This is a genomic window from Rhodococcus sp. RDE2, from assembly GCF_020885655.1.
Lineage (GTDB): Bacteria > Actinomycetota > Actinomycetes > Mycobacteriales > Mycobacteriaceae > Rhodococcus > Rhodococcus pyridinivorans.
Genome location: NZ_AP025186.1, coordinates 2,595,349 through 2,620,257 on the forward strand (window position 1 = coordinate 2,595,349; position 24,909 = coordinate 2,620,257).

The window sequence follows — 24,909 nt, forward strand, 5'->3', positions numbered from 1 at the left end:
AGATCGGCGAGTTGCACCGGTCTGTCCGAGTAACGCCCGATCCGCGCCACCGACGCGGACGGGAACGAACCTCGATCGCGAAGGAGCCGATCATGGGACAGGCACACCACATCACAAGGACCACCGAGGACGTGATCGACCGGTTCGACCGGTTCGACCGGGCGTTCCGCTGTTCGAAGGCCGCACCGACCGTCGCTGCACCGGAAGGTTGAGCAACGGTGGCCACCGTCAGTGCCAACGGGGTCGATCTGGGCGTCGAGTCCTTCGGCGACGCGGACGCACCACTCGTCCTGCTCGTCGGCGGGACGACGATGCTCTCGTGGCCCGATGAACTGTGCGAGCGGCTCGCAGCGGGTGGGCGTCGCGTCGTGCGGTACGACCTGCGGGATTGCGGGGAGTCTACGACGAAGAACCCGGACGCGCCCGGTTACACCCTGCGCGACCTCGCCGACGATGCGGCAGCCCTCGTCGACGTGCTCGGTGGTGGGCCGGCGCATATTGCGGGAATCGGCGTCGGCGGCATAGTCGCCCAGGTCGCGGTGCTCGACCATCCCGCCGCGTTCCGCGCGCTGACCCTGGTGGGGACGCGTTCGGTCGCCCCGGGCCCGTGCGACCGCGACCTTCCCGATCACGACGCAGCGACGATGAAGCGCATGTTCGCACTTCCGATGCCCGAGTGGGCCGATCGCACGGCCGTGGCAGAGTTCGCCGCTGCCCGCGCAGCAGTCCTCGGCGACGATCCGGACGTCGCGCACGCGGTCGCCGAGCGCATCTGGGACCGCACACCGAACGATCAACCGTCGGCCCACTCCGCGAATCAGCTCGGAATGGTCTTCTCCAGACTCGATTGCACGCCCCGTTGGCGAGAACGCTTGCCCGAGGTCGGCACCCCGGCCCTCGTCGTGCACGGTCGCCGGGATCCGTTCTTCCCCGTCGGCAACGGAGAAGCCATCGCACGCGAGATCCCGGGAGCGCGGTTGCTCGTCCTGGACGACGCCGGCACCGCGGTCCCTGTTGCGGCGGTCGACGAGATCGCCGAGGCGATGCTCACGTTGGACCGGTAGTCGCTCACGCCGACCAGGACCGCCAGCGCAGCCTGTCGATGGTGATCACCGGTCCCGGTGGTTGTTTCGCCTGGTACTGCGGGTATTTGCGGACGAGCGCGTCGATGCCCGTGGTTCCCTCGGCAGTGTCGGCGTCGTGGACCGTGGCGATGCCGTCGATGCGGACCCACCACAGCTGCGACCAGTCGTCGCTGTAGTGGTCGACGAGCACGCACACCCGCGGGTTCTCTGCGATGTCGGCGAGGCGACGTAGGCGCCGGGTGGATTTGGGTTTGTCGTCGACGCACGTGTAGATCACGTCGCCGTCGAGGGCGAACACGATCGGAACGAGGTGCGGCTCGCCCGATCCGTCGGCGGTGGCGAGGCGGGCCACTCGGGCATCGGCGACACTGCGACGGACATCCATGCGCCTCACGGTAACCCGACACGACCGCCTGGCCGGACACGGTGGTCCTGTCATCTCGATGTTCGGATGTCGCCGCCCGTGCCGACTCGGTTCCGGAACGACGGCACAATCCACAGACCGAAGAACATGAGTGTCGCTACCGCGGCCGCAACGATCGCGACGGGCATGTTGACCACGACGCTGAAGATCAGCAGGACGACTCCGACAAGGGCCAGGCCCAGAGCCGTGAGGCCGGCGATCGCCAGTCGTTGTCCGGTCGCGACGAGCGTGGACAGGGCATGCTGCCGGAAGAGGAGACGGTGCAGTCCGACCGGCGCGACAAGCATGATCACCGCGGTCACGGACAGCGCAACGGTGGCGAGGTAGATGACTTCCTGTGCATCCGACAGCCCCTCGAAGCGTTGCTGGAACGGCAGGGTGAGCAAGAATCCTGTCAGAAGCTGAACGCCGGTCTGCACCACCCGCAGTTCCTGGAGGAGATTGCTCCAGTTGCGGTCGAGTCGCTGGGTCTCGGTTTCACCGCGCACCCGATAGTTCCACTCGGCGTCGTCCCGGTGGCCCGTGCCGTCCATGCTCCGCTCCCTGCTCCGGCGATACCCGTCGATCGTTGCCGCCACACCCGCCCGACGGGGAGGAGGCCGAGGCTCAGTGGCGACCCGGGAGATCGACCTCCGGCACCGTCTTGTCGGTGCGTAGTCCTCGCCAGCTCGGATGCCGCAGGCTTCCGCCCGCGTACTCCCGGTACTCGACCTCTCCGACGAGGATGGGCTCCACCCAGTGGGCGCCGTGGGTCTCCCGCGCCGGCGGCGCAACCGCCAGTGGGGTCGTCGGTCGTTCCAAGGGACGCAGCTGCGATCGCAACTCACGTCGGGTCGCGGCGGTGAACCCCGTCCCGACCCGGCCGATGAACACCAACCGTTCCTCGTCGTCGTGCGCTCCGAGGAGTAGCGAACCGATGCCGCCGGCAGCCTTGCCGGATCCGGGGAGCCACCCGACGACGACCACCTCGGTGTTCCGACGCAGCGGCGTCTTGATCCAGCCGTCGCTGCGGGTCCCGGGTAGATACGGTGCGTCCGGGTCCTTGGCGACGATTCCTTCGAGGCCGTGTTCGCGCGCGACCGTGAGCATGGTCGGTGCGTCGACATCGGTCCAGTAGGGCGACAGTTGAACCCGAGGTCCGGGGACGATCAGATCGTCGAGGACGGCCCGGCGCTGCAGATAGGACAACTCCGTCGTGGACTCTCCGTCGAGAGCAAGGACGTCGAACAGGTAGATCAGCACCGGTAGCTCGGCGCGTAACTCCTCGGTGGGACGGTGGACGTGCATGCGGCGCTGCAGCCGGGCGAAGGACGGCCGACCCTCGGAATCGAGCGTGACGATCTCACCGTCGACGATGCAGTCGCGGCCGCCCGTCGCGGTGGTGAGCGGGTGGGGGAGTTCGGGGAAGCTCCGGGTGATGTCGTTGCCGGTGCGGCTGGTCAGCCGGCACTGTCCGTCGGTTACCGTGGCGAGGGTGCGCTGGCCGTCCCATTTCATCTCGAACGCCCAGTTCCCGGTCGGCGGCGGACCGAGGGTCGCCAGCATCGGGGACAGTTCCGTCGTCGTGGAGGGCATGTCCCGAGTCTGCGGTACGGGGCCGGGACGGGACCGGTGAATGCGCGGTCTCGTCGCGTCGGTGCGTCCCTCGCGCCCCGACCCGGGCCGTGCGAGGCTGACGTCATGACGCGCGCTGCGACACAGAACATGACTCTCATCGCCGGAGGCACGTTCTGGATGGGGTCGGAGGATTTCTATCCGGAGGAGCGACCGGTCCACCAGGTGACGGTCGACGGGTTCTGGATGGACACGCACCCGGTGACCGTCGCCGAGTTCCGGCGCTTCGTGAAGGACACCGGATACGTCACCACCGCGGAGGTCGCGCCCGACCCCGCCGATTATCCCGGCGCCGATCCGTCCCTGCTCGTGCCCGGCTCGCTCGTGTTCACGCCTCCCCCGGGGCCGGTACCGCTCGACGACTACACGAGGTGGTGGTCGTTCGTCCCGGGTGCGGACTGGCGTCATCCCGAAGGGCCGGGGAGCACCGTCGGCGGGCGGGAACTCCATCCCGTCACCCACGTGTCGTGGTTCGATGCCCGCGCCTACGCCGAGTGGGCCGGCAAGGAACTGCCGACCGAGGCCGAATGGGAGTTCGCCGCCCGCGGCGGACTCGACCGCAAGGCCTTCACATGGGGCGACGAGCACGAACCGAAGGGCCGGCCCGGCGGGAACGTCTGGCAGGGCGAATTCCCGTGGCAGAACCTCGAAACGGACGGATTCGCCGGAACCTCACCTGTCGGACACTTCCGGCCGAACGGGTACGGTCTCCACGACATGGCGGGCAACGTGTGGGAGTGGACCGCCGACTACTACACCGCGAACCATGCTTCGAGCGGCAAGAACGTCGCGCCGGCGTCGTCGTGTTGCATCCCGACGAATCCCCGCGTGGACACGGCCGAACACGATCCGCGCGAAGCGTATCCGCGCCGCGTCATCAAGGGCGGATCGCATCTGTGTGCCCCGAATTACTGTCTGCGGTACCGACCCGCGGCCCGCCAGGGTGACACCGAGGAGACCGCGACGTGCCATATCGGATTCCGCTGCATCATTCGCCCGTGAGAAGGCAGGTTTCACCCTGGTCAGGGGTGTATGCGGCCCGATACCGGTGGTGTACTGGGAACGGATGGGGGTGAAAAGAGGCGTCCACCATGAGCCAGGATCTGCGTCCGGATCCGATCCCGGGCGGAGAAACTCTGCCGTTCCCACCGGTGCCGTCGGGAAGCATCGCAGGACGGACCATGCAGGAATCGGTCTACAGCCCACGCGCACAACACCGTCGCCTTCCCGACGACGCCCCGAACATCCTGGTCGTCCTCATCGACGACGCGGGCCCCGGTCTGCCGAGCGCATTCGGTGGCGAGGTGAGCACACCCACCCTCGACCGCCTGCTCGACGAAGGCATCAGCTACAACCGCTTCCACACCACGGCGATGTGCTCGCCGACCCGCGCATCGTTGTTGACCGGACGCAACCATCACCGTGTCGGAAACGGGCAGATCGCCGAACTCGCCAACGACTGGGACGGCTATTCCGGGCACATCCCGAAATCGAGCGCCACCGGAGCCGAGGTGCTGCGCCACTACGGTTACACCACAGCGGCTTTCGGCAAGTGGCACAACACTCCTGCGGAGGAGACCACCGCAGCGGGTCCCTTCGACAACTGGCCCACCGGAGTCGGTTTCGACTACTTCTACGGTTTCCTCGCCGGCGAGGCGTCGCAGTACGAGCCGAACCTCGTCCGCAACACCACCGTCGTCCTGCCCCCGAAGACTCCCGAGGAGGGCTACCACCTCAGTGAGGACCTCGCCGACGACGCGATCGGCTGGTTGCGCCGCCACAAGGCGCTCGATCCGTCCCGGCCGTTCTTCATGTACTGGGCCAGCGGGTGTCTGCACGGGCCGCACCACATCATGAAGCCGTGGGCCGACCGGTATGCGGGCAAGTTCGACGACGGATGGGACGCTTATCGCGAGCGCGTGTTCGAGCGGGCCAAGGAGAAGGGCTGGATCCCACCGGATGCCGAACTCACCGAGCGGCACCCCACCATGACGGCCTGGGACGACATCCCCGACGACGAGAAGCCCTTCCAGCGACGCCTCATGGAGGTCGCGGCCGGATACGCCGAACACTGCGACGTGCAGGTGGGGCGGTTGTTCGACGAACTCGACCGGCTGGGCTACCGCGAGAACACCCTGGTCTTCTACATCTGGGGCGACAACGGGTCGTCCGGTGAGGGCCAGAACGGCACCATCAGCGAACTGCTCGCGCAGAACGGGATCCCCACGACCACGGCCCAGCACATCGCGGCCCTCGACGAACTCGGCGGACTCGACGTTCTCGGCTCCCCGAAGACGGACAACATGTATCACGCAGGCTGGGCGTGGGCGGGCAGCACGCCCTACAAGGGCATGAAACTTCTCGCGTCCCATCTCGGGGGAACCCGCAATCCCATGGTGGTGCGCTGGCCCGCGCGCATCACGCCGGATCGCACCCCCCGGACCCAATTCCTGCACTGCAACGACCTGGTGCCGACCTTCTACGAGCTGCTGGGCATCACCCCGCCGCGGACCGTCAACGGGATTCCGCAGGATCCGATCGACGGCGCTGGTTTCGCCCGGACGTTCGTGGACCGTGACGCGCCGGCGGGCAAGCTCACCCAGTACTTCGAGGTCATGGGCAGCCGAGCGATCTACCACGACGGATGGATGGCGTCGGCCTTCGGACCCCGCGCACCGTGGCTGCCCGGCCTGCCCGGCGGAATCCGCGATTGGAGCCCGGACGACGACACCTGGGAGCTCTACAACCTCGACGAGGACTGGACGCAGAGCCGCGACCTCGCCGAGCAGTACCCCGAGAAACTGGCACAGATGCGGGAGATCTTCGCGATCGAAGCGGCCAAGAACAACGCCCTTCCCATCGGTGGGGGCCTCTGGGTCGCGGCGATCCATCCGGAACAACGCATCACCACGCCGTACACGAGTTGGGATTTCACCGGCGAGGTCACCCGTATGCCCGAATTCTGCGCTCCCGCACTGGGAAACAAGAACAACCGGGTCTGTATCGAGGTGACCTTCCCGGAGCGGGCGCACGGCGTCCTGTATGCGTTGGGTGCCAACGGTGGTGGTCTGACGTGCTTCGCGGACGACGGCTATCTCTGCTACGAGTACAACCTGTTCATCCTGATGCGGACGAAGATGCGTTCGGCGAGCCGCGTCGCGCCCGGACACCACCTCGTCGAGGTGGTCACCAAGTACGCCGAAGCGCGCCCCGGTGGTCCGTTGAACGTCCTGATGTCCGTCGACGGGCAGTCGGTGGGGGAGACCGTCGTGCCGGTCAGTGCGCCGTTGCTGTTCACGGCGAACGACTGCCTGGATATCGGCACCTGCCTGGGGTCACCTGTCTCGCTCGACTACTTCGACCGGGCACCGTTCCCGTTCGACGGGAGCATCGACAGGATGACCGTCGAATACACCTGAACGCAGCTCTTCGAGTGCCTTACCGGCTCCGGGCGGTGGATCCGCCCGGAGCCGCGAGGTCTGTCAGTTGAACTGGTCCGGATGGGGTCCGGTGCGCAGATCGCGGTCGGCGCCGGCGATGGTGGACATGTCCTCGTCGGTCAGTTCGAAGTCGAAGACCTCGAAGTTCTCCCGGATCCGGGACGGCGTGACCGACTTCGGGATGACGACGTTGCCGAGCTGCAGATGCCAGCGCAGCACCACCTGGGCCGGCGACTTGCCGGTGCGTCCGGCGATCGACGTGATCGCCTCGTCGTCCAGCACGGCGCCCTGGGCGAGCGGGCTCCACGCCTCGGTGGCGATGCCGTGCTCGGCGTGGAAGGCGCGCAGTTCGCTCTGCTGCAGACCGGGATGCAGTTCGATCTGGTTGATCGTCGGGGCGAGCGAGCTGCCGTCCAGCAATCGCTGAAGGTGGGCGGGCTGGAAGTTCGACACGCCCGCGGCGCGGAGGCGTCCTTCCTCGACGAGGCGTTCGAGGGCACGCCAGGTATCGGCGTAGAGGTCGCGGGCCGGGGTCGGCCAGTGGATCAGGTAGAGGTCGAGACGATCGAGGCCGAGCGCGGCGAGGCTGGTGTCGAAGGCGCGGAGGGTGGCGTCGTAACCCTGATCGGAGTTCCACACCTTCGTCGTGATGAACAGTTCGTCGCGGGACAGTCCGGAGTCCGCCAGCGCGCGGCCGACGCCGGCTTCGTTGCCGTAGATCGCGGCGGTGTCGATGTGGCGGTAGCCGGTCTCGAGTGCCGCGCTGACGGCCGCGGTGGTCTCGTCCTCGGGGATCTGGAAGACGCCGAAGCCGAGCTGGGGGATCTCGACGCCGTTGTTCAGGGTGACGGTAGGGATCGTGGACGATGTCACGAGATGGTGCTCCTTCGGGGGTGTTCGCGTAGTTCGGGATCACAGTCGGACGGGGTCGACGGCAGCACGGGAGGTGCTGTGGAGGTCGGGTTCTGTGAATGTGTGAGTTGCGTTGGCGTGATCGTCCTTTCGCTGTAGTCGGTGGGACAGGACCGCCGGGATCAGAGCGGACGCGGCCAGGACGGCCCCGACGGCGTTGGGTGCCGTGTACCCGAATCCGGCGGATATCACCATGCCGCCGAGCCAGGCGGCCAGGGCGTTGCCGAGATTGAAGGCACCGATGTTGGCAGCGGACGCCAGGGTCGGGGCGCCGTGCGCATGGTCGAGGACGTGCTTCTGCAGGGGTGGGACGGTCGCGAAACCGAGAGCGCCGATCAGGAAGACCGCCGCGACGGACACCGTCTTGGCGGAGGCCAGGAAGGTGAACAGGCCGAGCACCACGGCCAGGCCGGCCAGGGCGGTGTAGAGCATCGGCATGAGATTGCGGTCGGCGAAATGTCCACCGACGAGGTTGCCGACCACCATGCCGGTTCCGAACACGGCCATCAGCCAGGGGACGGAGGACTCGGCGAAACCGCCGACATCGGTCAGGATCGGTGCGATGTAGGTGATCGCGGCGAACACGCCCCCGAAGCCGAGGACCGTCATGGTCATGGCCAGCACGACCTGGACGTTCTTGAACGCCGCGATCTCGTGACGCAGCCGGACGCCCTCGGGTCGGGGGACGTCGGGAACGAGCTTCGCGACGCCCGCGAGGCCGACGACGCCGAGCGCGGCGACGATCAGGAACGTCGCGCGCCAGCCCGCGGTGTGGCCGACGAAGGTGCCCAGCGGCACGCCGACGACATTGGCCACCGTCAGTCCGGTGAACATCAGGGAGATGGCAGCGGCTTTCTTCTGCGGTGCCACCAGGTCGGCGGCGACGACCGAGCCGATGCCGAAGAACGCTCCGTGGGCGAGGGAGGCGACGACGCGGCCGATCAACATGACGGCGAAGGTGGGTGCGAGGGCAGAGACGGCATTGCCCAGGACGAACAGGCCCATGAGCAGCATCAACATGTTCTTGCGGGAGATCCTGGTGCCGAGCGCCGTCATGATCGGGGCACCGATCATGACGCCGAGGGCGTAGCCGGTGACGAGATATCCGGCTGTGGGGATCGAGACTCCGAGATCCGATCCGACCTGGGGGAGCAGCCCCATGATGACGAATTCGGTGGTGCCGATTCCGAAGGCGCCGATGGCCAGGGCCAGCAGAGCGAGTGGCATGAGAACGATCCTTCGATCGAGAAGAGACGCAGACGCGCTTTACTGGCGTCAACAATAATTGCAGACGCCGACTAATTGCAAGCGCGGGTATAGTGAGCGATGTGACAACGCCGGCACACCGCCCGCGTCACCTGTTTCGTACGAGCCGACCGAGGAGCCGACCATGACCGCCACGGACCCGTCGATGACCGCGCTGGCCAACAGCTGGTCGGCGCTGTCGCTCCTGCACGGGCGGATCGAGAACCGGATCGAGAGCGCCCTGCAGTCCGGCCACGGGTTGAGCGTGCGCGAGTATTCACTGCTGGACGTGCTCAACCGTCAGCACGACGGGGAGGGCGGGCACCTGCAGATGCGCCAGGTCGCCGACGCCGTGGTCCTCAGTCAGAGTGCGACGACGCGGCTGGTCACGCGGCTCGAGGATCGCGGGTTGCTTGCGCGCTATCTATGTCCCACCGATCGCCGCGGCATCTACACCGACGTCACCGACGCCGGCCGGCGCCTGCTCGACGAGGCCCGGCCCACCCACAACACCGCCCTGCGGGAGGCGCTCGACGAGGCCGCGGCCGAACCTGTCCTGGCGCCACTGGTCGACGCCATCCGGCAGTTGCAGGACGATGATCGGACGGATGCCGCCGGGGGCCCGGCACCACGCTGAACGGGGGCGATCTCGCGCGACGTCCTCCGCGCGCAGACCTGTCGGAGCAACAGGTGAGATCGCGCGGCCGGGTCGGGTATCGTCTCCCATGGTGTGCCGGGAAGTCTGGTCGGCGGGAACAGCTTTCTTCGACGACCCGGAGGACGACATGAACGCATCGGTACACCTCTTCTCGGTGCACGCATCTGGAGGCACGCCATGAACTGGGCCGTCTTCGTCGCCTTCCTCGTCGTATGGGTGCTGTCAGGACTCGTGACCGGTCTGTGGATGGCACGGCGAGGCCACGACCCTCGCTGGACGATCATCGCCGTCATCCTCGGACCGTTGTTCGTCCCCATCGCCTTCGAGCGCATCGAGCGTGTTCCCCGGTCCGTCGAAGTGACGACGGTGGCCCGGCAGCATGCCGGAGAGGTCGACGAGGGCGGACTCCGCGTGATGGTCGGTTACGACGGATCCACCGAGGCCAAGCATGCGCTGGACGCGGCGCGACGACTGTTCGGGCCGGCCGGAGGAGTGCTCGAACTCGTCGTCGTGATCTCCTACGACGACGCCGGCGATCCCGACTCCGAACTTCTCGCCACGGTGCGACGGCGCCTCGAGCAGGCCGTCGAATCGATGGGTGATATTTCGGTGGGATATGCCGTCCTCGCCGGCCCGGCCGGTCGATGCCTGGGTTGGTTCGCCGAGGAACATCACGCCGACGTTCTCGTCGTGGGCCGCCGCGGACGAGGCATGTCCTCTCGGATGCTCGGCAGCGTCGCGGAATATCTCATCGGGCACTCGCATGTGCCTGTGCTCGTCGTCGATCCCACCGTCGTCTCGCCGGACGCGGGTGCGAACGAACCCACGGTCGCCGTTCGGGTCGCTCCCGAGGAGAATGTGACGGGCACCGCGTCGACCTGACCCGATACGGTATGGTCGATCTCGGTGCGCCGGGAAGTCTGGTCGGCAGAAGTAATTACGTCGTCGAACCGGAGGACCCGTGTCTGTACCCATCTGTCCCGTCGCCACCCGTCCCGCCCGAGCTCTGCAGCCGGCGCAGTGACCGGCACCCCCGCGAAGCACGTCCACCGCAGCGCCGAAGGTCGCATCGACCTCCTGGCTGCGTGTCGGCGTCCGACGCCGAAATCGCAGGGATGCCATAGTTTTCGGTACCCGATCCCACTCCGGGGATCGGAACGTACTGCCGCCCATGCGGATCGGGTGCATCCGCCCCGGCCGGTCCCCGTTCGCGCACCGCGTGCGGTCGAGAATTCCGAGGACCTGTGATGCCGAACATCTTCTCCGGAGTCCCCTTCCTCTCTCGCGGAACATGGCAGGACACACGCCGTGTGACGGAGATCCTCCGCAAGGAGACCGTCGGCGGTGTCCTGCTGCTCATCGGCGCCGTCATCGCATTGATCTGGGCGAACACAGGATGGTCGGATTCCTACCATGCCCTGCGGGAGACCTCGATCGGTCCGGCGTCGTGGCACCTGGACCTGTCCCTGGGCACCTGGGCGGCTGACGGACTGCTCGCCGTGTTCTTCTTCGTCGTCGGCGTCGAACTCAAACGGGAATTCGTCGAAGGCAGTCTGCGGGACCTGTGGCGTGCCGCCATGCCGGTGACCGCCGCCCTGGGCGGCATGATCGTCCCGGCCGTGATCTTCGCCGTCATCAATCTTCGTGGTGGCGCCGACGCGTTGAACGGATGGGCGGTCCCGACGGCGACCGACATCGCGTTCGCCGTAGCGATTCTCGCCGTCATCGGTAGTCATCTCCCGTCGGCGCTGCGAACGTTCCTGCTCACCCTCGCCGTGGTCGACGACCTGCTCGCCGTGACCGTGATCGCGGTCTTCTACACCGACGAGGTGAACCTGCTCTACCTGGGCGGGGCGCTGATCCCGTTGGCGCTGTTCGGCATCGCGCTCCGACGCGGCTTCGGTGCCTGGTGGCTCCTGGTGCCGTTGGCGGCAGTGACCTGGTGGCTGGTCCACGAATCCGGTGTGCACGCGACCATCGCCGGTGTACTGCTCGGCTTCGCGGTTCCCGTCGCCCGGCAGGTGGGGGACCGCACGATTCCGGTCGCCGAGCACGTCGAACACCGGCTCCGGCCGCTGTCCGCCGGTATTGCCGTGCCGGTCTTCGCCTTCTTCGCCGCCGGCGTCACCGTCGGAGGATTCACCGGCCTGGCGAACGCCCTCACCGATCCCATCTCCGCCGGGGTGATCGCCGGTCTGGTCGTCGGCAAGGTCGTCGGGATCTTCGGGGTCAGCTACCTGGTGGCGCGCTTCACCCGAGCACATCTCGACGACGAGCTGAGTTGGGTGGACGTGCTGGGTGTGTCCCTGCTCGGCGGTATCGGCTTCACGGTGTCCCTGCTCATCGGCGATCTCGCCTACGGTGCAGGAACCGTCGCGGCCGATCACGTGAAGGTCGCCGTGCTGTGCGGATCGTTGCTCAGCGCCGCTCTGGCCTCGACTGTTCTCGTGGCCCGTAACCGTGCCTACCGCACGATCAGGGCGGCCGAGCAGGTCGACGAGGACGGCGACGGGATTCCCGACGTCTATCAGCGATGATCGATACCTCGGATCGCGGTCGGGACGGTCTGCCGTGGTGGGTCCAGCCGACCGTGCGGTCACCGCAGGCCCTGCTGAAGTGCGTCTTCTGGCCGGTCGCCGTGATGCTCGTCGTCCATCGCACGGTGATCCTCGCCGTCGACGGTGCACGCACGGACGACTTCACCGGTGTCTACCGCGCAGCCGTCGCCTTCTGGAACCGTGAACCGGCCTACACAGCGACGTACGAACACGTCGACCCGCACTACCTCTACCCGCCGTCGGGTTCGCTGCTGATCGCACCGTTCGCGGCCCTCGAACACGAACTCTCACGATGGGCATTCATCGGGGTCAACGCGGCGGCCGTCCTCGTTGCCGTGTACCTGGTCGTGCGGATGTTCGGGTACACAGCGCGATCCGCGGCGCTCCCGATCGCGGTGACGGTCGCCTTCGCGTCCGAATCGGTGATCAACACCCTGGTGTTCACCAACATCAACGGTGTGGTCCTACTCGGTCAGATGGCGTTCCTGACGTTGTTGCTGGCGCGGCGGGACCTCTGGGCCGGCGCCGCGATCGGGGTGACCTTCGCTATCAAACCGATTCTCGCGCCGTTGCTGTTGCTTCCCGTGCTGCGCCGCCAGAGCAAGACTCTCCTGACCGCCGCAGCGGTGCCGGTCGGGCTCACCGCACTCGCGTGGCCGTGGGCTGCGGATCCGTGGCAGTTCGTCGAACGCACCGTTCCGTATCTGTTGCAGTCCCGCGACTACTTCAACAGTTCGATCACCGGCAACGGCACCTATTACGGTCTGCCCGAACCCCTGATCCTCGCGTTGCGCATCGGTTTCGCGTTCCTCGCCGCGGCCACGCTGTATCTGCTCCACCGCTATCACCGGCACGACGAGGTGTTCTTCGTCGTCACCGGTGCCGGTGTGCTGATGACCGCATCGTTTCTGCTCGGTTCGCTCGGGCAGATGTACTACTCGATGCTGCTGTTCCCGTTGCTCATGAGCGTGGTCCTGCCGCAGTCCGTGATGCGGAACTGGCCGGCATGGCTGGCGGTGTACGGCTTCCTCAGCGCCGACGAATGGTATTCGGGCAGATGGGTGGAGGCCGGCCGGTACGCCGAGTACATGCGCCCGACACTGGGCTGGTCGCTGCTGCTCATCGTGATATTCGCGGTGCTGGTCGATCGCCGACGATCCGCACGCGTCCCCGGACCGGTCACAGACCCTTCGGTGGACATCGCTCGGACAGGGCGTCAGAACGCGTCGGCGCCGAAACTCTGAGCGTAGTAACCACGGATGTGCTCGACGATGCGCTTGCGAGCGAGCGTGGCATCGCCGGCGCGGACCGCGTCGACGAGACCGCGGTGCTCGTGACGCAGCCGCACGCAGGTCGCGGGCCAATCGGTGTGTGGTGCGCCCGCGAGGACGTAGCTCTCGATGGAGTCGCGGAGACCGGCCATCATCGCCGCGACGACGAGGTTGCCCGCCGCGTCGGCCATTGCGACATGGAACTGGGCGTCGAGAACGAGGAACTCGGGTGCCGCCAACTCCGGATCGTCCATCGCGTCCAGCAGTTCCTCGGCCGGGGTGAGTTCCGGTGCCGGGCTCCGGTTGGCCAGCGTCTGCATCACTTCCGTCTCGAGTACCAGGCGTGTGCGGACGATGTCGGAGACCGGGAAGTTCTGCGCCGCGACCTGCAGGCGCATGAGCATAGACATCCCGCCGGTGGGTCGCGAGACGATCATCGCGCCGGCGTTCGGCCCGGACCCCGTGTGGGTGCTGAGCAGCCCGAGGGCCTCCATCACCCGCAGTGCCTCACGAACCGAAGACCGGCCGACGCCGAGTTGTGCGGCGAGCGTGCGCTCCGGGGGCAGACGCTGGCCCGGGCCGAGTTCTCCCGAGACCAGCATCTGCTCCAAGCGGTTCAGTACCTGCTCCCACGCACGACCCTCGGACGACGACATGACTTCAGAGCCTAGTCGATTCCGGATCAGGGGAGCATCCAGGACAACACCGGCGTGGACTGCAGGTAGACCAGCACACAGAGGATGACGAGCATCGCGACGCTGTAGCCGATCACCTTGCGCAACAACACCGATTCGCTGCCCGGCTGATCGACGGCGGTGGCGGCGATGGTGAGGTTCTGCGGGCTGATCAGCTTGCCGACCACACCACCGGAGGTGTTCGCCGCGACCAGCAGGGTCGGGTCGATGCCGGCGGTCTGCCCGGCGGCCTGCTGCAGGCGGGCGAACAGGGCGTTGGCGGATGTGTCCGAGCCGGTGACGGCGGTGCCGAGCCAGCCGAGGATCGGGGAGAACAGGGCGAAGATCGCGCCGGTGCCGGCGAGCCACGTGCCGATCGCGACGGTCTGGCCGGACTGGTTCATCACGTAGCTCAGGCCCAGGACGGTGGCCACCGTGGCGATGGCGAGCTTCATCCGCACGACGGTGGTGCCGAAGGTGGCCGCGGCCCTACGGACGGTCAGCGGGAACATACCGCCGCTGTCCCACCGTGCGTAGACGAGGGTGACGATCGCGCCGCTGAGCAGCAGCAGTGTTCCCGGCGACGACAGCCACGAGAAGGTGTAGACCGCGCTGCTCGACGCGGCGCCGTTGCCTGTGAGCAGATTGCCGTACAGGCCGGGCCACTCGATCTTGACGTCGGTGGCGGCGAGACGCTCCGGCAGATCGACACCGACGGTCCACAGCTTCGCAATGCCGAACACGGTGATGACCAGCAGGTACGGGAACAGGGCCATGACGACGCGCGAGGTGGTCAGCGACTCGTCGGCGACGGGACGCTGCGGAGCACGAGCGGCTCCGGGTCCCTCCGTGCCGGCCTGGACCGCGATGGTATCGGTGCGGGTGCGCGAGAGTTGGTCCTCGGGGGTCCGCGGCTTCCAGACCTGCAGCATCAGCACGGCCGCGGTGAGGCCGGCGAGCGAGGCGACGACATCGGTGAGTTCGTACGAGAAGTGGCTCGAGCACCAGAACTGGGCGAGCGCGAAGGTCGTGCCGGTGACCAGTGCGATCGGCCAGGCCTGCCGGACACCGCGACGACCGTCGACGAGGAAGAGCAGCAACAGCGGCACGAAGAGCGCCAGGACGGGTGTCTGACGGCCGACGACGGCGGCGATCTCGGTGGCGGGGATGTCGGTCAGGGCGCCGGCGGTGGTGATCGGGATGGCCATGGCGCCGAAGGCGACCGGTGCGGTGTTGGCGATCAGGACCGTGACCGCGGCCCGCAGGGCGGGCATACCGAGGGTGACGAGCATGGCGCCGGTGATCGCGACGGGTGCGCCGAATCCGGCGAGTGCTTCGAGCATGCCGCCGAAACAGAAAGCGATGAGCATCGCCTGGATCCGCATGTCGCCGTGACCGATCGAGTTGAAGATGCGCCGCAGATCCTCGAACCGGCCACTGACGACGGTGAGTTCGTAGAACCAGATCGCGGTGATCACGATCCACATCACCGGGAAGAGCCCGAAGGTGATGCCCTGCAGGGCGGACAGGCCGGCCAGTGGCGCGGGCATGTCGAAACCGATGATCGCGACGACGAGCGCGACGACGAGGGCACCGAGTCCGGAATACCAGGCCTTGAGTTTGAAGCCGGCGAGCAGGACGAAGAAGGTCAGCAGCGGCGCAAGGCCCACGAGAGCCGACGCGGTGAGGCTGCCTGCGATGGCGTCAGTGGCGGGTGTGAATGTCACCGCCGATATCCGGGTTGCCACACGAAACTCCTGTGGTTGCGCCGCTGTTCGCGGCGGATGTGATTTCGACCGATGTGGTCAGACCACGTGAAAGTACACCATGGTCCGCGTCACAGTCGACCCCTGACGGAATTTGCGGTCACTGTCCGAAAATGTGCGGCGCATCTCCGGAACGTGTGGTTCAATGTGGTCAGACCACACCCCCGATGCGGAGATCTCCATGCGAATCGCCCTGTTCGCGACGTGCCTCGGCGACACGATGTTCCCGAAGGCCGTTTCGGCCACCGCCCTGCTCCTCACCCGGCTCGGGCACGACGTCGTCTTCCCCGAACGTCAGACCTGCTGCGGCCAGATGCACGTCAACACCGGCTACCAACCCGACGCGCTGCCGCTCGTCGAGAACTACGTCGACGCCTTCGACGACACCAGTATCGACGCCGTCGTCGCCCCCTCCGGATCGTGCGTCGGATCCGTCCGTCACCAGCACGAAATCGTCGCCTCCCGTTACGGTTCCGCGTCGTTGTGCGGGCGGGTCGACACCGTCAAGGCCAAGACGTACGAGTTGTCCGAATTCCTCGTCGACGTCCTCGGCGTCACCGACGTCGGCGCCTACTTCCCCCACCGGGTGACCTATCACCCCACCTGCCACTCGTTGCGGATGCTGCGGGTGGGGGAGAAACCGCTCCAGCTGTTGCGTGCTGTGCGCGAGATCGACCTCGTCGAACTGCCCGAGGCCGACTCGTGCTGCGGATTCGGAGGCACCTTCGCGATCAAGAACGCCGAGACCTCCACTGCGATGCTCGCCGACAAGCTGAGCAATGTCGCCGCCACCGGCGCCGAATACTGCAGCGCCGGCGACTCGTCGTGCCTGATGCACATCGGCGGCGGTCTCACGCGCCTGCGCACCGGCACCCGCACCATCCACCTCGCCGAGATCCTCGCCTCCGTGGAACCGGCCGTCGCCCCCAAGGGAGTGCCCGCGTGACCGCACTCGGTATGCCCGTCGTCCCGCCACGAGGATCCGGAAATCTGCGCGGTCTCGAGAAGTTTCCCGACGCAGCGCGCCAGGAACTCGCGAACCCGCAGTTGCGGCGCAACATCGGCAAGGCCACCCACACCATCCGTGCCAAGCGACTGAACGTCACCGGGGAACTGCCCGACTGGGAGCAGCTGCGCGACGCCGGAGCTGCCGTCAAGACCGACGTGCTCAACCGCCTCCCGGAGTTGCTCGTCCAACTCGAGGAGGCGGTGACAGCGCGCGGCGGCGTGGTGCACTGGGCGGCAGACGCCGCCGAGGCCAACGCCATCGTCACCGACCTGATCCGGAAGACGGGATCCGACGAGGTCATCAAGGTCAAATCGATGGCCACCCAGGAGATCGGACTCAACGAGCACCTCGAGGAACAAGGGATCGCCGCCTACGAGACCGACCTCGCCGAGCTCATCGTCCAACTCGGCCACGACAAGCCCTCGCACATCCTCGTGCCAGCCATCCACCGCAATCGCGCCGAGATCCGCGAGATCTTCCTGCGTGAGATGCCGGACGTCGACCCCGACCTCGACGACAACCCCCGCCATCTCGCCGCCGCGGCACGAAAGTTCCTGCGACACAAGTTCATGACGGTGCCGGTGGCGGTGTCGGGCGCGAACTTCGGCATCGCCGAGACCGGCACCCTCGCCGTCGTCGAATCCGAGGGCAACGGCCGCATGTGCCTGACGCTGCCGCAGACACTCATCACCGTCATGGGCATCGAGAAGCTGTTGCCCACCTTCCGCGACCTCGAGGTGTTCCTGCAGCTGCTGCCGCGCTCGTCGACGGGGGAGCGCATGAATCCCTACACGTCGATGTGGACCGGTGTCACCCCCGGCGACGGTCCGCAGGAATTCCACCTCGTACTGCTGGACAACGGCCGCACCGCCGCGCTCGCCGACGAGATCGGACGTGAAGCACTGCACTGCATCCGGTGTTCGGCCTGCCTGAACGTGTGCCCGGTCTACGAGCGCACCGGAGGCCACGCCTACGGCTCGACCTATCCGGGCCCGATCGGCGCCGTCCTCAGCCCGCAACTGGCCGGGATGGACGAACCCGACGACCCCAACGCCAGCCTGCCGTTCGCATCGAGCCTGTGCGGTGCCTGCTACGACGCATGCCCCGTCAAGATCGACATCCCCTCGTTGCTGGTGGAACTGCGCCACCAGAAGGTCGAACACGCCCGCTTCGGACCCGAGGCCGCGGCGATGAAGGCCGCGTCGCTGGCCATGTCGTCCTCTCGACGCTGGACGGCCGCGCAGAAGGCCGCCGGACTCGGCCGTGTCCTCGCCGGCAAGAAGGGGAGAATCACCAATCTGCCCGGTCCGCTCGCCGGCTGGACCGACGCTCGCGACATGCCGGCCCCGCCGAAACAGACCTTCCGGCAATGGTGGGCCTCCGACGAAGGACGTGCCGCGCTCGCGAAGGCACGCGAGGAAGGACAGCAGCGATGAGCAGCCGCGACGCGATTCTCGGCCGGATCCGTTCGGCGCAGACTCTGGCACCGCCGACACCGGTCGAGGTACCGCGCGACTATCGCATCGGACGCGCCCTGCCGGACGCCGAGCGCCGTGAGCTGCTGGTCGACCGGCTGGTCGACTACAAGGCCCACGTGCACGAGAGCACACCGGAGGATCTGCCCGTCGTGCTGGCGAAGATCCTCACGGATCGCGGGGTGCGCCGCGTCGGGATCCCGGAGGGCCTGGATCGCTCGTGGCTGGCGGAGTTCGGTGGCGAGGTGGTGGTCGACTCCACCGACCGGCCCGCAGCCGACCTCGGTGATCTCGACGGGGTCGTCACCGGTTCGGCCGTCACCTGCGCGGAGACGGGCACGATCTTCCTCGACGGCAGCCCCGACCAGGGGCGACGCGCGCTGACGCTCGTCCCCGACCTGCACGTGTGCGTGGTGGCGATGAGCGACGTCGAGGTAGGAGTGCCCGAAGCGCTGGCCCGGCTCGTCCCGGAACGGCCTATCACCATGATCAGTGGACCGTCCGCGACGTCGGACATCGAACTCGAACGCGTCGAGGGCGTCCACGGCCCCCGCACCCTGGAGGTGGTGATGATCGGATGACCGTGCTGACCGAGCGTGTCCGGCCACGACTCGGATGGCAACAGCATGCCAACTGCCGGACCTCCGACGAGTACTTCTTCTTCGCCCCGGAAGGCGAACCACCGAGCATTCGCAGGCGGCGCGAGGTCGTCGCGAAACGCATCTGCGCGAGCTGTCCGGTGCTGGTCGAGTGCCGCACCCAGGCGATGCTCAGCGGCGAAACGCACGGAGTGTGGGGCGGACTGTCGGAACACGAACGGCTGCACCATTCGATGTCCTGATCGCGTCCCGCGGGCTGCTCACGGAATCGAATGGGCGAACTCCTCGATCAGCGCCGCGACCCGTGCGGGATGACCGAGCTGCGGCACATGCCCCGCGACCAGCACTTCCAGGCGCGCGTACGGTACGAGTGCCGCGACGGCCTGCGCGTCCTTCACCGGGACCACGGGATCGTGATCACCCCAGATCATCAGCGTGGGAACTCGTAGTTTCCGCAGCGCATCCGGGTGGATCCCGGCCTCGGGGCGGGTGCCGAACGGCGACAGGATCGCCTGCAACTCCGCAACGTTCGCTGCCCTCGCGACGGGATCGTGCGCCGCGTCGACAAGCGAATCGAGGAGGTTGGGGTACCGCCGGATGGTGCCGCCCTCGCCTACCGAGGACAGCAGGTGCAGCAGCATCCGTCGACCCGGTTTCACGATGCGGCCGAGCAGTTGCCCGAGCACGGGGGTCGCCATGACCCGGACATCGACGGGAATCCGAGCACCGGGCAGCAGCGGGACGGACCCGAGCATGACCACGCCCCGCACCCGCTCCGGACGATCGAGGGCGTACCAGACCGACCAGATCCCTCCGCCCGACGCGCCGACGAGAACCGCCGACTCGAGCCCGAGCCCGTCGAGCACGTCGTCGACGAATCCGACCGCATGCCGCCGGAGTCCGGTGCGGTGGAAGTCCGACGGATCACTCAGACCGAACCCCGGCCGATCCACGAGGAAGGAGTGCACCGCCGTCGTGTGCTCGAGCAGCATCAGGTGCGACAACGACGAGGTGTTGTTGCCGTGCAGATGGACAACCGGTAGCCCGTCACCGTGCTCGACGACGTGTGCCCGGCCTGTCCGTGTCGGGACGAATCGGCTCCGACCACCGGCGTCCCGAACCATCCGGTCGTATCTGTTCCGCACCCGAATCGGGTGACCCGGTACACGCGTCTGGGTGTTCATCGTGACCTCCGGACCTCGTCCTCGTCTTCACGATCCGTCGTCGAGTGGGGCGTGACCAGTTCGAACTTCGAACCGCACCCGACCGCCGGGCGGTGGGACACTCGGGGTGTGGGCGCGAGCGGATCCGCCGGCTACTGCTCCTTCACCAAGGCCATCGAACACCTCGGTGACCGGTGGAGTCTGCTCGTCGTACGGCAGTTGGGAACCCTCGGGCCGCAGGGCTTCAACGACCTCGCCACCGGCCTGCCCGGCCGGATCTCGCGTTCGGTGCTCGCCGACCGACTGCGCCGGCTGGAGATGCTCGGCGTGGTGTCCCGCTGCGAAGATCCGCACCCGGCCTACCGTCTGACCGACGTCGGCCTCGGGTTGATGGCACCGCTCGGCGCGCTGCGCACCTGGGCGGAGACGTGGTTGCCGGATGATCCGGCGATGGTCGAACGCGACCCGGACGTTGTGCTCGGCTGGCTGGCGCAACGGGTGGATCGCGCGCACTGTCCGGCCCGGCCGGTCGTGCTCGAGTTCCGGCTCCACCATCGGTGCGACCGCAGGTACTGGCTGGTCGTGCAGCGCGGCGCACAACCGTACGGATGCCTCACCGATCCGCTGTTGGACCCGGCTCGCTACGTGTATCTCGAGTCGTCGATCCCGGCACTGCTGGCGCTCGCCCACGGTCGGAGTGATTGGTCTCGTGCTGTCCGGGACGGATCTGTCACGGCCGCAGGTCATCCCGCACTGATGTCGCGTGTGGGGGAGTGGTTCCGCCCCGTCGCGGAGCGGTCGCACCCGCGGTGACCGGATGCGATTTCGGTGTTCCTGACATCGCTCAGCGCGGTCGGGAACACCGAAATCGAGAACGGCTACGCACCAGTGACGCGACCCGCCCGGTCGAAATGGGGTAGTCGTCTACGCAGGCGCCGGTATCGGCCGATTCCCATACTGATCCCGCGGGGTCCTCCCGCATCTCTTGTCACCCTTCGGATCAGAGGAAACCATCATGATGACGGACGATGTCGACGGCCCCGTCGAAGCCGAGACCACGGGCCGGCAGATCATCACTTTCACCGAGGACAGCACGCACGAGGAACGGGTGGCCGCACTCGAATCGATCAGCGGCGTGACCTCGATCGCGTCCAGCGACGAGACGGGACCGGAAGCGGTACCCGCCGACGAACTCGAATCCGCCGACGCGACCATCTTCGAACGACTCGGGGTGGCTGTCGCCGCGGTCGACGGGTCGCAGGTCGAATCGCTCGAGGAGGTCGCACGGCAGGATCCGGCGATCGTGGCCGTGGAACCCGAACATGTCGTCCATACCCTGGCGGCACCGCTCGCCATGGAGACACATCTGGCGGACGGCCGCAGGCACACCTGGGGTCTGCAGGCCACCCGTGCGCTCGCGTCGCAGTTCGACGGCTCCGGTGTTCGAGTGGCCGTGCTCGACACCGGATTCGACCTGAACCATCCCGACTTCGCGGGCCGGACGATCATCAGCAAGTCGTTCATCGCAGGCCAGGCGGTCCAGGACGGGAACGGACACGGCACCCACTGTGTCGGCACGTCCTGTGGACCGAGGAATCTACCGAACGCGCGGGGTTACGGCGTCGCGCCGAAGGCGGCGATCTTCGTCGGGAAGGTGCTGAGCAATCAGGGCAGTGGGTCCGACTCCACGATCCTTGCCGGGATCGAGTGGGCGTTGGCCAACGGGTGCCAGGTCGTCTCGATGTCGCTGGGCGCCAACGTTCCTCAGCCGGTGATGGCCTACGAGGCCGTCGGACAGCGCGCACTGGCCGCCGGGACACTGATCATCGCGGCCGCGGGGAACAACGCGCGTCGGCCCGCGGACCCCGGATTCGTCGGAAGTCCCGCGAACTCGCCGTCGATCATGGCGGTCGCGGCGCTGGCGTCCGACCTGAGGATGGCGGCGTTCTCGGCCAGGGCCACCGTGGTCCCGGGCGGCGCGATCGACATCGCCGCACCCGGTGTCGATGTGTACTCGTCGTGGCCGATGCCGGACCGCTACAACACGATCAGCGGGACATCCATGGCCACACCGCACGTGGCCGGATTGGCGGCGCTCATCGTGCAGAGCACGGCAAAGACCGGAAAGGAACTCTGGAAGACGCTGGTCGACGGGGCCGAGGTGCTGCCGTTGCCGCAGGTCGATGCGGGCGCGGGGTTGGCCATCGCGCCGTGAGCCGGCGTCCGATGCGCAGGACCTCCGTCGTCCTGGCGGTGTTGTCGGCCGTAGTCCTGGTGTCGGCGGCGGCCTGCTCGCACGACGCCACGAATCCGCAACGAGGGAGCACCTCGGAGGACGGGGAGACATCCATGGTCGAACCACCGCGAGAGCACCTGGTCGTCCTTGTTCCCGAGCGAGCCGACGCGACCCTTGCCGACGTCGAGGCCATGGCTCCGGTGACCCAGTTGCTCCGGCCCAGACTGCTCCTCGTCCTCGCGGATCCCGATGTGAGGGAGGGCATTCGAAGAATCCCCGGCGTCCTCGGCGTCTACGACACCGCCCCCGATGACGAGTCGTTCGGTCTGTCGCCCGAGGAGCAGTTGTTCGTGGACGCCTGGGTGGCCCGACACGCGCCGAAGACGCGCCCCGGCGAGGGCTCGAACTGGGACACTCCCGGATTCGAACCGCCGGACATCCCCGGCCGGTGACTCGCACCGGACCGGTTTGCACACATTTTCGACATCAGGAGCATGACATGACCGGCGACCTGAACATCACGGAACGCGTCGTACGTGCAGACGACGTACGCGCAGCCGATCCGAGCGACGAGGCACAGGAACGAACGATCCACCGCTACGGGCGGATCTCCATCCTTGCCGCTCCGGGGGAGTCCGCGGAGGAATCCGTCCCGGAGATCAGAGACATGCGGGACCTCGTCGACGACCCCACCGAGGTCGAGACACTGGGCCTCGCGGCGCAACGGTTGCGGCAATCCGCCGACTACCGGCGGGCGAAGGAGAACCGGCCCCGCGACGGTCGAGAGTGGGACATGGGGGACTGCACGTCGGTCGTGCCCGTCCCGCCCCAGGTGGCAGAGAGCGACAGCGAGCAGGAAGCGGGCCCGACGAGTTCCTATCTCGAGGGGTCGGTGGCGGTCGGCATCGTCATCGTTCAGGGACCGACTGCGGCATTGAGCTTCTCCGAGGCCGAGGTGGTGAAGGTGATCGCCGAGGTCCAGAACGGTCTGGGATGGCTCGCCACCGCAAACCCCTTGGCGGGCATCTCCTTCTCGTACGACATCCAGAACGTGAACCTGAGTGTGCAGGCGGACCCGTCCGCTGCCGACCTCGAGGCGCTCTGGCGTGATCCGGCGATGGGCGCGCTGGGCTACAGTGCCGACTGGAACGGCGTGGGTGCCTACGTCGAGGACATCCGCAGCCGTTACGGAACCCGCTGGACGTACTGCGCCTTCTTCACGAAGTATCCGCTCGGTCACTTCGCGTACGCGGGTGCGCCACGGGTCGTCATGGACTACAACAACGACGGCTGGGGCCCGGACAACATCGACCGGGTGTTCGCGCACGAGACCGGACACATCTTCGGCTGCCCGGACGAGTACGCGGACAGCAGGTGCACGTGCGGCGGTGCCTTCGGACGATACGGACTCGCCAACGGCAACTGCGAGAACTGCGCGGCCGAAGGTGGCGTCCCGTGCCTGATGAAGGGCAACACGTTCACCGTCTGCGGCGTCACTCCCGGGCACCTCGGATGGGCGCCGCAGCTCGCCGTCAACAATTTCGGGTACAACGCCGGATCGTGGCGTACCGATCGGCACCCGCGGTTCCTCGCCGACACCACGGGCAACCGCCGCGCCGACATCGTCGGATTCGGTGATGCCGGTGTCTACGTGTCGCGCTCCCAGCCCAACGGACGCTTCGAGACACCACGCCTCGTCGTCAAGGACTTCGCCTACCAGGCCGGTGGGTGGCGGGTGGAGCGGCATCCGCGGTTCCTGGCGGATACGACCGGGGACGGCCGGGCGGACATCGTCGGGTTCGGTGATGCCGGGGTGTATGTCTCGCGGGCTCAGGCGGACGGGTCGTTCGGTCCGGTGACGAGGGTGGTCGCCGATTTCGGCTACGTTGCCGGTGGGTGGCGGGTGGAGCGGCATCCGCGGTTCCTGGCGGATACGACCGGGGACCGTCGGGCCGATATCGTCGGGTTCGGTGATGCCGGGGTGTATGTCTCGCGGGCTCAGGCCGATGGGTCGTTCGGTCCGGTGACGAGGGTGGTCGCCGATTTCGGCTACGTTGCCGGTGGGTGGCGGGTCGATCGGCATCCGCGGTTCCTGGCCGACACCACGGGTGACGGCCGGGCGGACATCGTCGGATTCGGTGATGCCGGGGTGTACGTGTCTCGGGCGCAGGCGGACGGGACGTTCGGTCCGGTCACGCGCGTCGTCGACGACTTCGGGTACAACGCGGGTGGTTGGCGCGTGGAGCGGCATCTACGGTTCCTCGCGGACATCACCGGGGACGGCCGGGCCGACATCGTCGGATTCGGCGAGGCGGGTGTGTATGTCTCCCTGGCGCGAGCCGATGGGACGTACGGGCCGGTCACGCGCGTCGTCGACAACTTCGCTTACAGCGCCGGAGGATGGCGGATCGATCGGCACCCGCGGTTCCTGGCGGACACCACCGGTGACGGCCGGGCGGACATCGTCGGGTTCGGCAATGCCGGCGTCTACGTGTCGCGGGCACTCGGCAACGGCGGGTTCGACGCGCCCGGATTGATCGTCACCAACTTCGGTTACGACGCCGGTGGGTGGCGGGTCGACCAGCATCCGCGGTTCCTGGCGGACACCACCGGCGACGGTCGCGCCGACATCATCGGGTTCGGCAGCGCCGGTGTATGGCTGCACAGATCGTGACCGTACTCGATCGAGGGGTTCCGGCCGGTGCGTCGCACCGGCCGGAACCCCTTGTTCACGTCTGTTCCGCTACCAGCAGACGTGCTGTAGCAGCAACATCCATGCG

The 24,909-nt window shown here is 67.5% G+C and carries 23 protein-coding genes; 15 read left to right on the forward strand and 8 right to left on the reverse strand.

Annotation, left to right across the window (positions count from 1 at the left end; genetic code table 11):
* Nucleotides 1-218 precede the first annotated feature (218 nt).
* Nucleotides 219-1,064: an alpha/beta fold hydrolase gene (locus tag LPH33_RS12130; protein WP_229568148.1), complete on the forward strand. Its 846-nt coding sequence runs from the start codon at nucleotides 219-221 to the stop codon at nucleotides 1,062-1,064.
* 4 nt (nucleotides 1,065-1,068) lie between these two features.
* Here the strand turns inward: LPH33_RS12130 and LPH33_RS12135 are convergent, their stop codons facing one another.
* The 3 genes from LPH33_RS12135 to ligD all read right to left on the reverse strand — a co-directional run bounded on the left by LPH33_RS12135 (nucleotide 1,069) and on the right by ligD (nucleotide 3,084).
* The gene (locus tag LPH33_RS12135; protein WP_229568150.1) at nucleotides 1,069-1,470 is read right to left on the reverse strand and encodes a TIGR03668 family PPOX class F420-dependent oxidoreductase; all 402 of its coding nucleotides are present in this window, start codon (nucleotides 1,468-1,470) and stop codon (nucleotides 1,069-1,071) included.
* Nucleotides 1,471-1,520: 50 nt separating this feature from the next.
* Nucleotides 1,521-2,042, reverse strand: a complete 522-nt coding sequence (locus tag LPH33_RS12140) for a DUF6328 family protein (protein ID WP_229568152.1) — start codon at nucleotides 2,040-2,042, stop codon at nucleotides 1,521-1,523.
* A gap of 73 nt (nucleotides 2,043-2,115) precedes the next feature.
* Nucleotides 2,116-3,084: a non-homologous end-joining DNA ligase gene (gene ligD / locus LPH33_RS12145; RefSeq protein ID WP_229568154.1), complete on the reverse strand. Its 969-nt coding sequence runs from the start codon at nucleotides 3,082-3,084 to the stop codon at nucleotides 2,116-2,118.
* 105 nt (nucleotides 3,085-3,189) lie between these two features.
* Between ligD and LPH33_RS12150 the strand changes: the two genes are divergently transcribed.
* Both LPH33_RS12150 and LPH33_RS12155 read left to right on the forward strand, forming a co-directional pair.
* Nucleotides 3,190-4,125, forward strand: coding sequence for a formylglycine-generating enzyme family protein (locus LPH33_RS12150; RefSeq protein WP_160875476.1), 936 nt, complete (start codon nucleotides 3,190-3,192; stop codon nucleotides 4,123-4,125).
* An 89-nt stretch (nucleotides 4,126-4,214) separates the two neighbouring features.
* Nucleotides 4,215-6,542: an arylsulfatase gene (locus LPH33_RS12155; protein ID WP_160875474.1), complete on the forward strand. Its 2,328-nt coding sequence runs from the start codon at nucleotides 4,215-4,217 to the stop codon at nucleotides 6,540-6,542.
* Nucleotides 6,543-6,605: 63 nt separating this feature from the next.
* Here the strand turns inward: LPH33_RS12155 and LPH33_RS12160 are convergent, their stop codons facing one another.
* Entirely contained in the window at nucleotides 6,606-7,436 is an 831-nt protein-coding gene (locus LPH33_RS12160) for an aldo/keto reductase (RefSeq protein WP_145692189.1), read from the reverse strand.
* Between the two features lie 39 nt (nucleotides 7,437-7,475).
* A complete protein-coding gene (locus tag LPH33_RS12165; protein ID WP_229568156.1) occupies nucleotides 7,476-8,702 on the reverse strand; it encodes an MFS transporter in 1,227 nt (408 codons plus the stop codon).
* Nucleotides 8,703-8,865: 163 nt separating this feature from the next.
* Between LPH33_RS12165 and LPH33_RS12170 the strand changes: the two genes are divergently transcribed.
* The 4 genes from LPH33_RS12170 (at nucleotide 8,866) to LPH33_RS12185 (ending at nucleotide 13,180) form a co-directional block, all read left to right on the forward strand.
* Nucleotides 8,866-9,357: a MarR family winged helix-turn-helix transcriptional regulator gene (locus tag LPH33_RS12170; RefSeq protein ID WP_088899205.1), complete on the forward strand. Its 492-nt coding sequence runs from the start codon at nucleotides 8,866-8,868 to the stop codon at nucleotides 9,355-9,357.
* A gap of 198 nt (nucleotides 9,358-9,555) precedes the next feature.
* Nucleotides 9,556-10,260 carry a universal stress protein gene (locus LPH33_RS12175; RefSeq protein ID WP_016692223.1) on the forward strand — a complete coding sequence of 235 codons (705 nt, stop codon included), beginning with the start codon at nucleotides 9,556-9,558 and terminating at the stop codon, nucleotides 10,258-10,260.
* A 428-nt stretch (nucleotides 10,261-10,688) separates the two neighbouring features.
* The gene (gene nhaA, locus LPH33_RS12180) at nucleotides 10,689-11,915 is read left to right on the forward strand and encodes a Na+/H+ antiporter NhaA (RefSeq protein ID WP_229568158.1); all 1,227 of its coding nucleotides are present in this window, start codon (nucleotides 10,689-10,691) and stop codon (nucleotides 11,913-11,915) included.
* Nucleotides 11,912-13,180 carry a glycosyltransferase family 87 protein gene (locus tag LPH33_RS12185; RefSeq protein ID WP_229568159.1) on the forward strand — a complete coding sequence of 423 codons (1,269 nt, stop codon included), beginning with the start codon at nucleotides 11,912-11,914 and terminating at the stop codon, nucleotides 13,178-13,180. Before nhaA ends, LPH33_RS12185 begins: the two co-directional genes overlap by 4 nt.
* Here the strand turns inward: LPH33_RS12185 and LPH33_RS12190 are convergent.
* Both LPH33_RS12190 and LPH33_RS12195 read right to left on the reverse strand, forming a co-directional pair.
* Nucleotides 13,153-13,863, reverse strand: a complete 711-nt coding sequence (locus tag LPH33_RS12190; RefSeq protein ID WP_160875466.1) for a FadR/GntR family transcriptional regulator — start codon at nucleotides 13,861-13,863, stop codon at nucleotides 13,153-13,155. The two genes, LPH33_RS12185 and LPH33_RS12190, sit on opposite strands and share 28 nt — an antisense overlap.
* Before the next feature lie 26 nt (nucleotides 13,864-13,889).
* Nucleotides 13,890-15,608 (reverse strand): L-lactate permease, encoded by a 1,719-nt coding sequence (locus LPH33_RS12195; RefSeq protein WP_419957089.1) that lies wholly within the window; start codon nucleotides 15,606-15,608, stop codon nucleotides 13,890-13,892.
* Between the two features lie 220 nt (nucleotides 15,609-15,828).
* On the opposite strand from LPH33_RS12195, the gene LPH33_RS12200 reads away from it, so the two are divergent.
* Genes LPH33_RS12200 through LPH33_RS12215 form a run of 4 tightly spaced genes read left to right on the forward strand, consistent with a single transcriptional unit; the run spans nucleotide 15,829 to nucleotide 18,972 of the window.
* Nucleotides 15,829-16,593: a (Fe-S)-binding protein gene (locus tag LPH33_RS12200; protein ID WP_085468316.1), complete on the forward strand. Its 765-nt coding sequence runs from the start codon at nucleotides 15,829-15,831 to the stop codon at nucleotides 16,591-16,593.
* A complete protein-coding gene (locus LPH33_RS12205) occupies nucleotides 16,590-18,092 on the forward strand; it encodes a LutB/LldF family L-lactate oxidation iron-sulfur protein (protein WP_160875462.1) in 1,503 nt (500 codons plus the stop codon). Before LPH33_RS12200 ends, LPH33_RS12205 begins: the two co-directional genes overlap by 4 nt.
* Entirely contained in the window at nucleotides 18,089-18,712 is a 624-nt protein-coding gene (locus LPH33_RS12210; RefSeq protein ID WP_160875460.1) for a LutC/YkgG family protein, read from the forward strand. Before LPH33_RS12205 ends, LPH33_RS12210 begins: the two co-directional genes overlap by 4 nt.
* On the forward strand, nucleotides 18,709-18,972 hold the full coding sequence (locus LPH33_RS12215; RefSeq protein WP_160875458.1) for a WhiB family transcriptional regulator: 264 nt from the start codon (nucleotides 18,709-18,711) through the stop codon (nucleotides 18,970-18,972). The genes LPH33_RS12210 and LPH33_RS12215 overlap by 4 nt, the downstream gene beginning before the upstream one ends.
* 18 nt (nucleotides 18,973-18,990) lie before the next feature.
* Here LPH33_RS12215 and LPH33_RS12220 read toward each other — a convergent pair whose 3' ends face one another.
* The gene (locus LPH33_RS12220) at nucleotides 18,991-19,914 is read right to left on the reverse strand and encodes an alpha/beta fold hydrolase (protein ID WP_229568161.1); all 924 of its coding nucleotides are present in this window, start codon (nucleotides 19,912-19,914) and stop codon (nucleotides 18,991-18,993) included.
* 51 nt (nucleotides 19,915-19,965) lie between these two features.
* Between LPH33_RS12220 and LPH33_RS12225 the strand changes: the two genes are divergently transcribed.
* The 4 genes from LPH33_RS12225 to LPH33_RS12240 all read left to right on the forward strand — a co-directional run bounded on the left by LPH33_RS12225 (nucleotide 19,966) and on the right by LPH33_RS12240 (nucleotide 24,803).
* Entirely contained in the window at nucleotides 19,966-20,706 is a 741-nt protein-coding gene (locus LPH33_RS12225; RefSeq protein WP_160875454.1) for a winged helix-turn-helix transcriptional regulator, read from the forward strand.
* A gap of 202 nt (nucleotides 20,707-20,908) precedes the next feature.
* Complete coding sequence (locus LPH33_RS12230) at nucleotides 20,909-22,108, forward strand: S8 family peptidase (protein WP_229568163.1); 1,200 nt, start codon at nucleotides 20,909-20,911, stop codon at nucleotides 22,106-22,108.
* An 11-nt stretch (nucleotides 22,109-22,119) separates the two neighbouring features.
* Nucleotides 22,120-22,581 carry a hypothetical protein gene (locus LPH33_RS12235; protein ID WP_229568165.1) on the forward strand — a complete coding sequence of 154 codons (462 nt, stop codon included), beginning with the start codon at nucleotides 22,120-22,122 and terminating at the stop codon, nucleotides 22,579-22,581.
* Between the two features lie 47 nt (nucleotides 22,582-22,628).
* Nucleotides 22,629-24,803 (forward strand): FG-GAP repeat domain-containing protein, encoded by a 2,175-nt coding sequence (locus tag LPH33_RS12240; RefSeq protein WP_229568167.1) that lies wholly within the window; start codon nucleotides 22,629-22,631, stop codon nucleotides 24,801-24,803.
* Nucleotides 24,804-24,909: the final 106 nt, after the last annotated feature.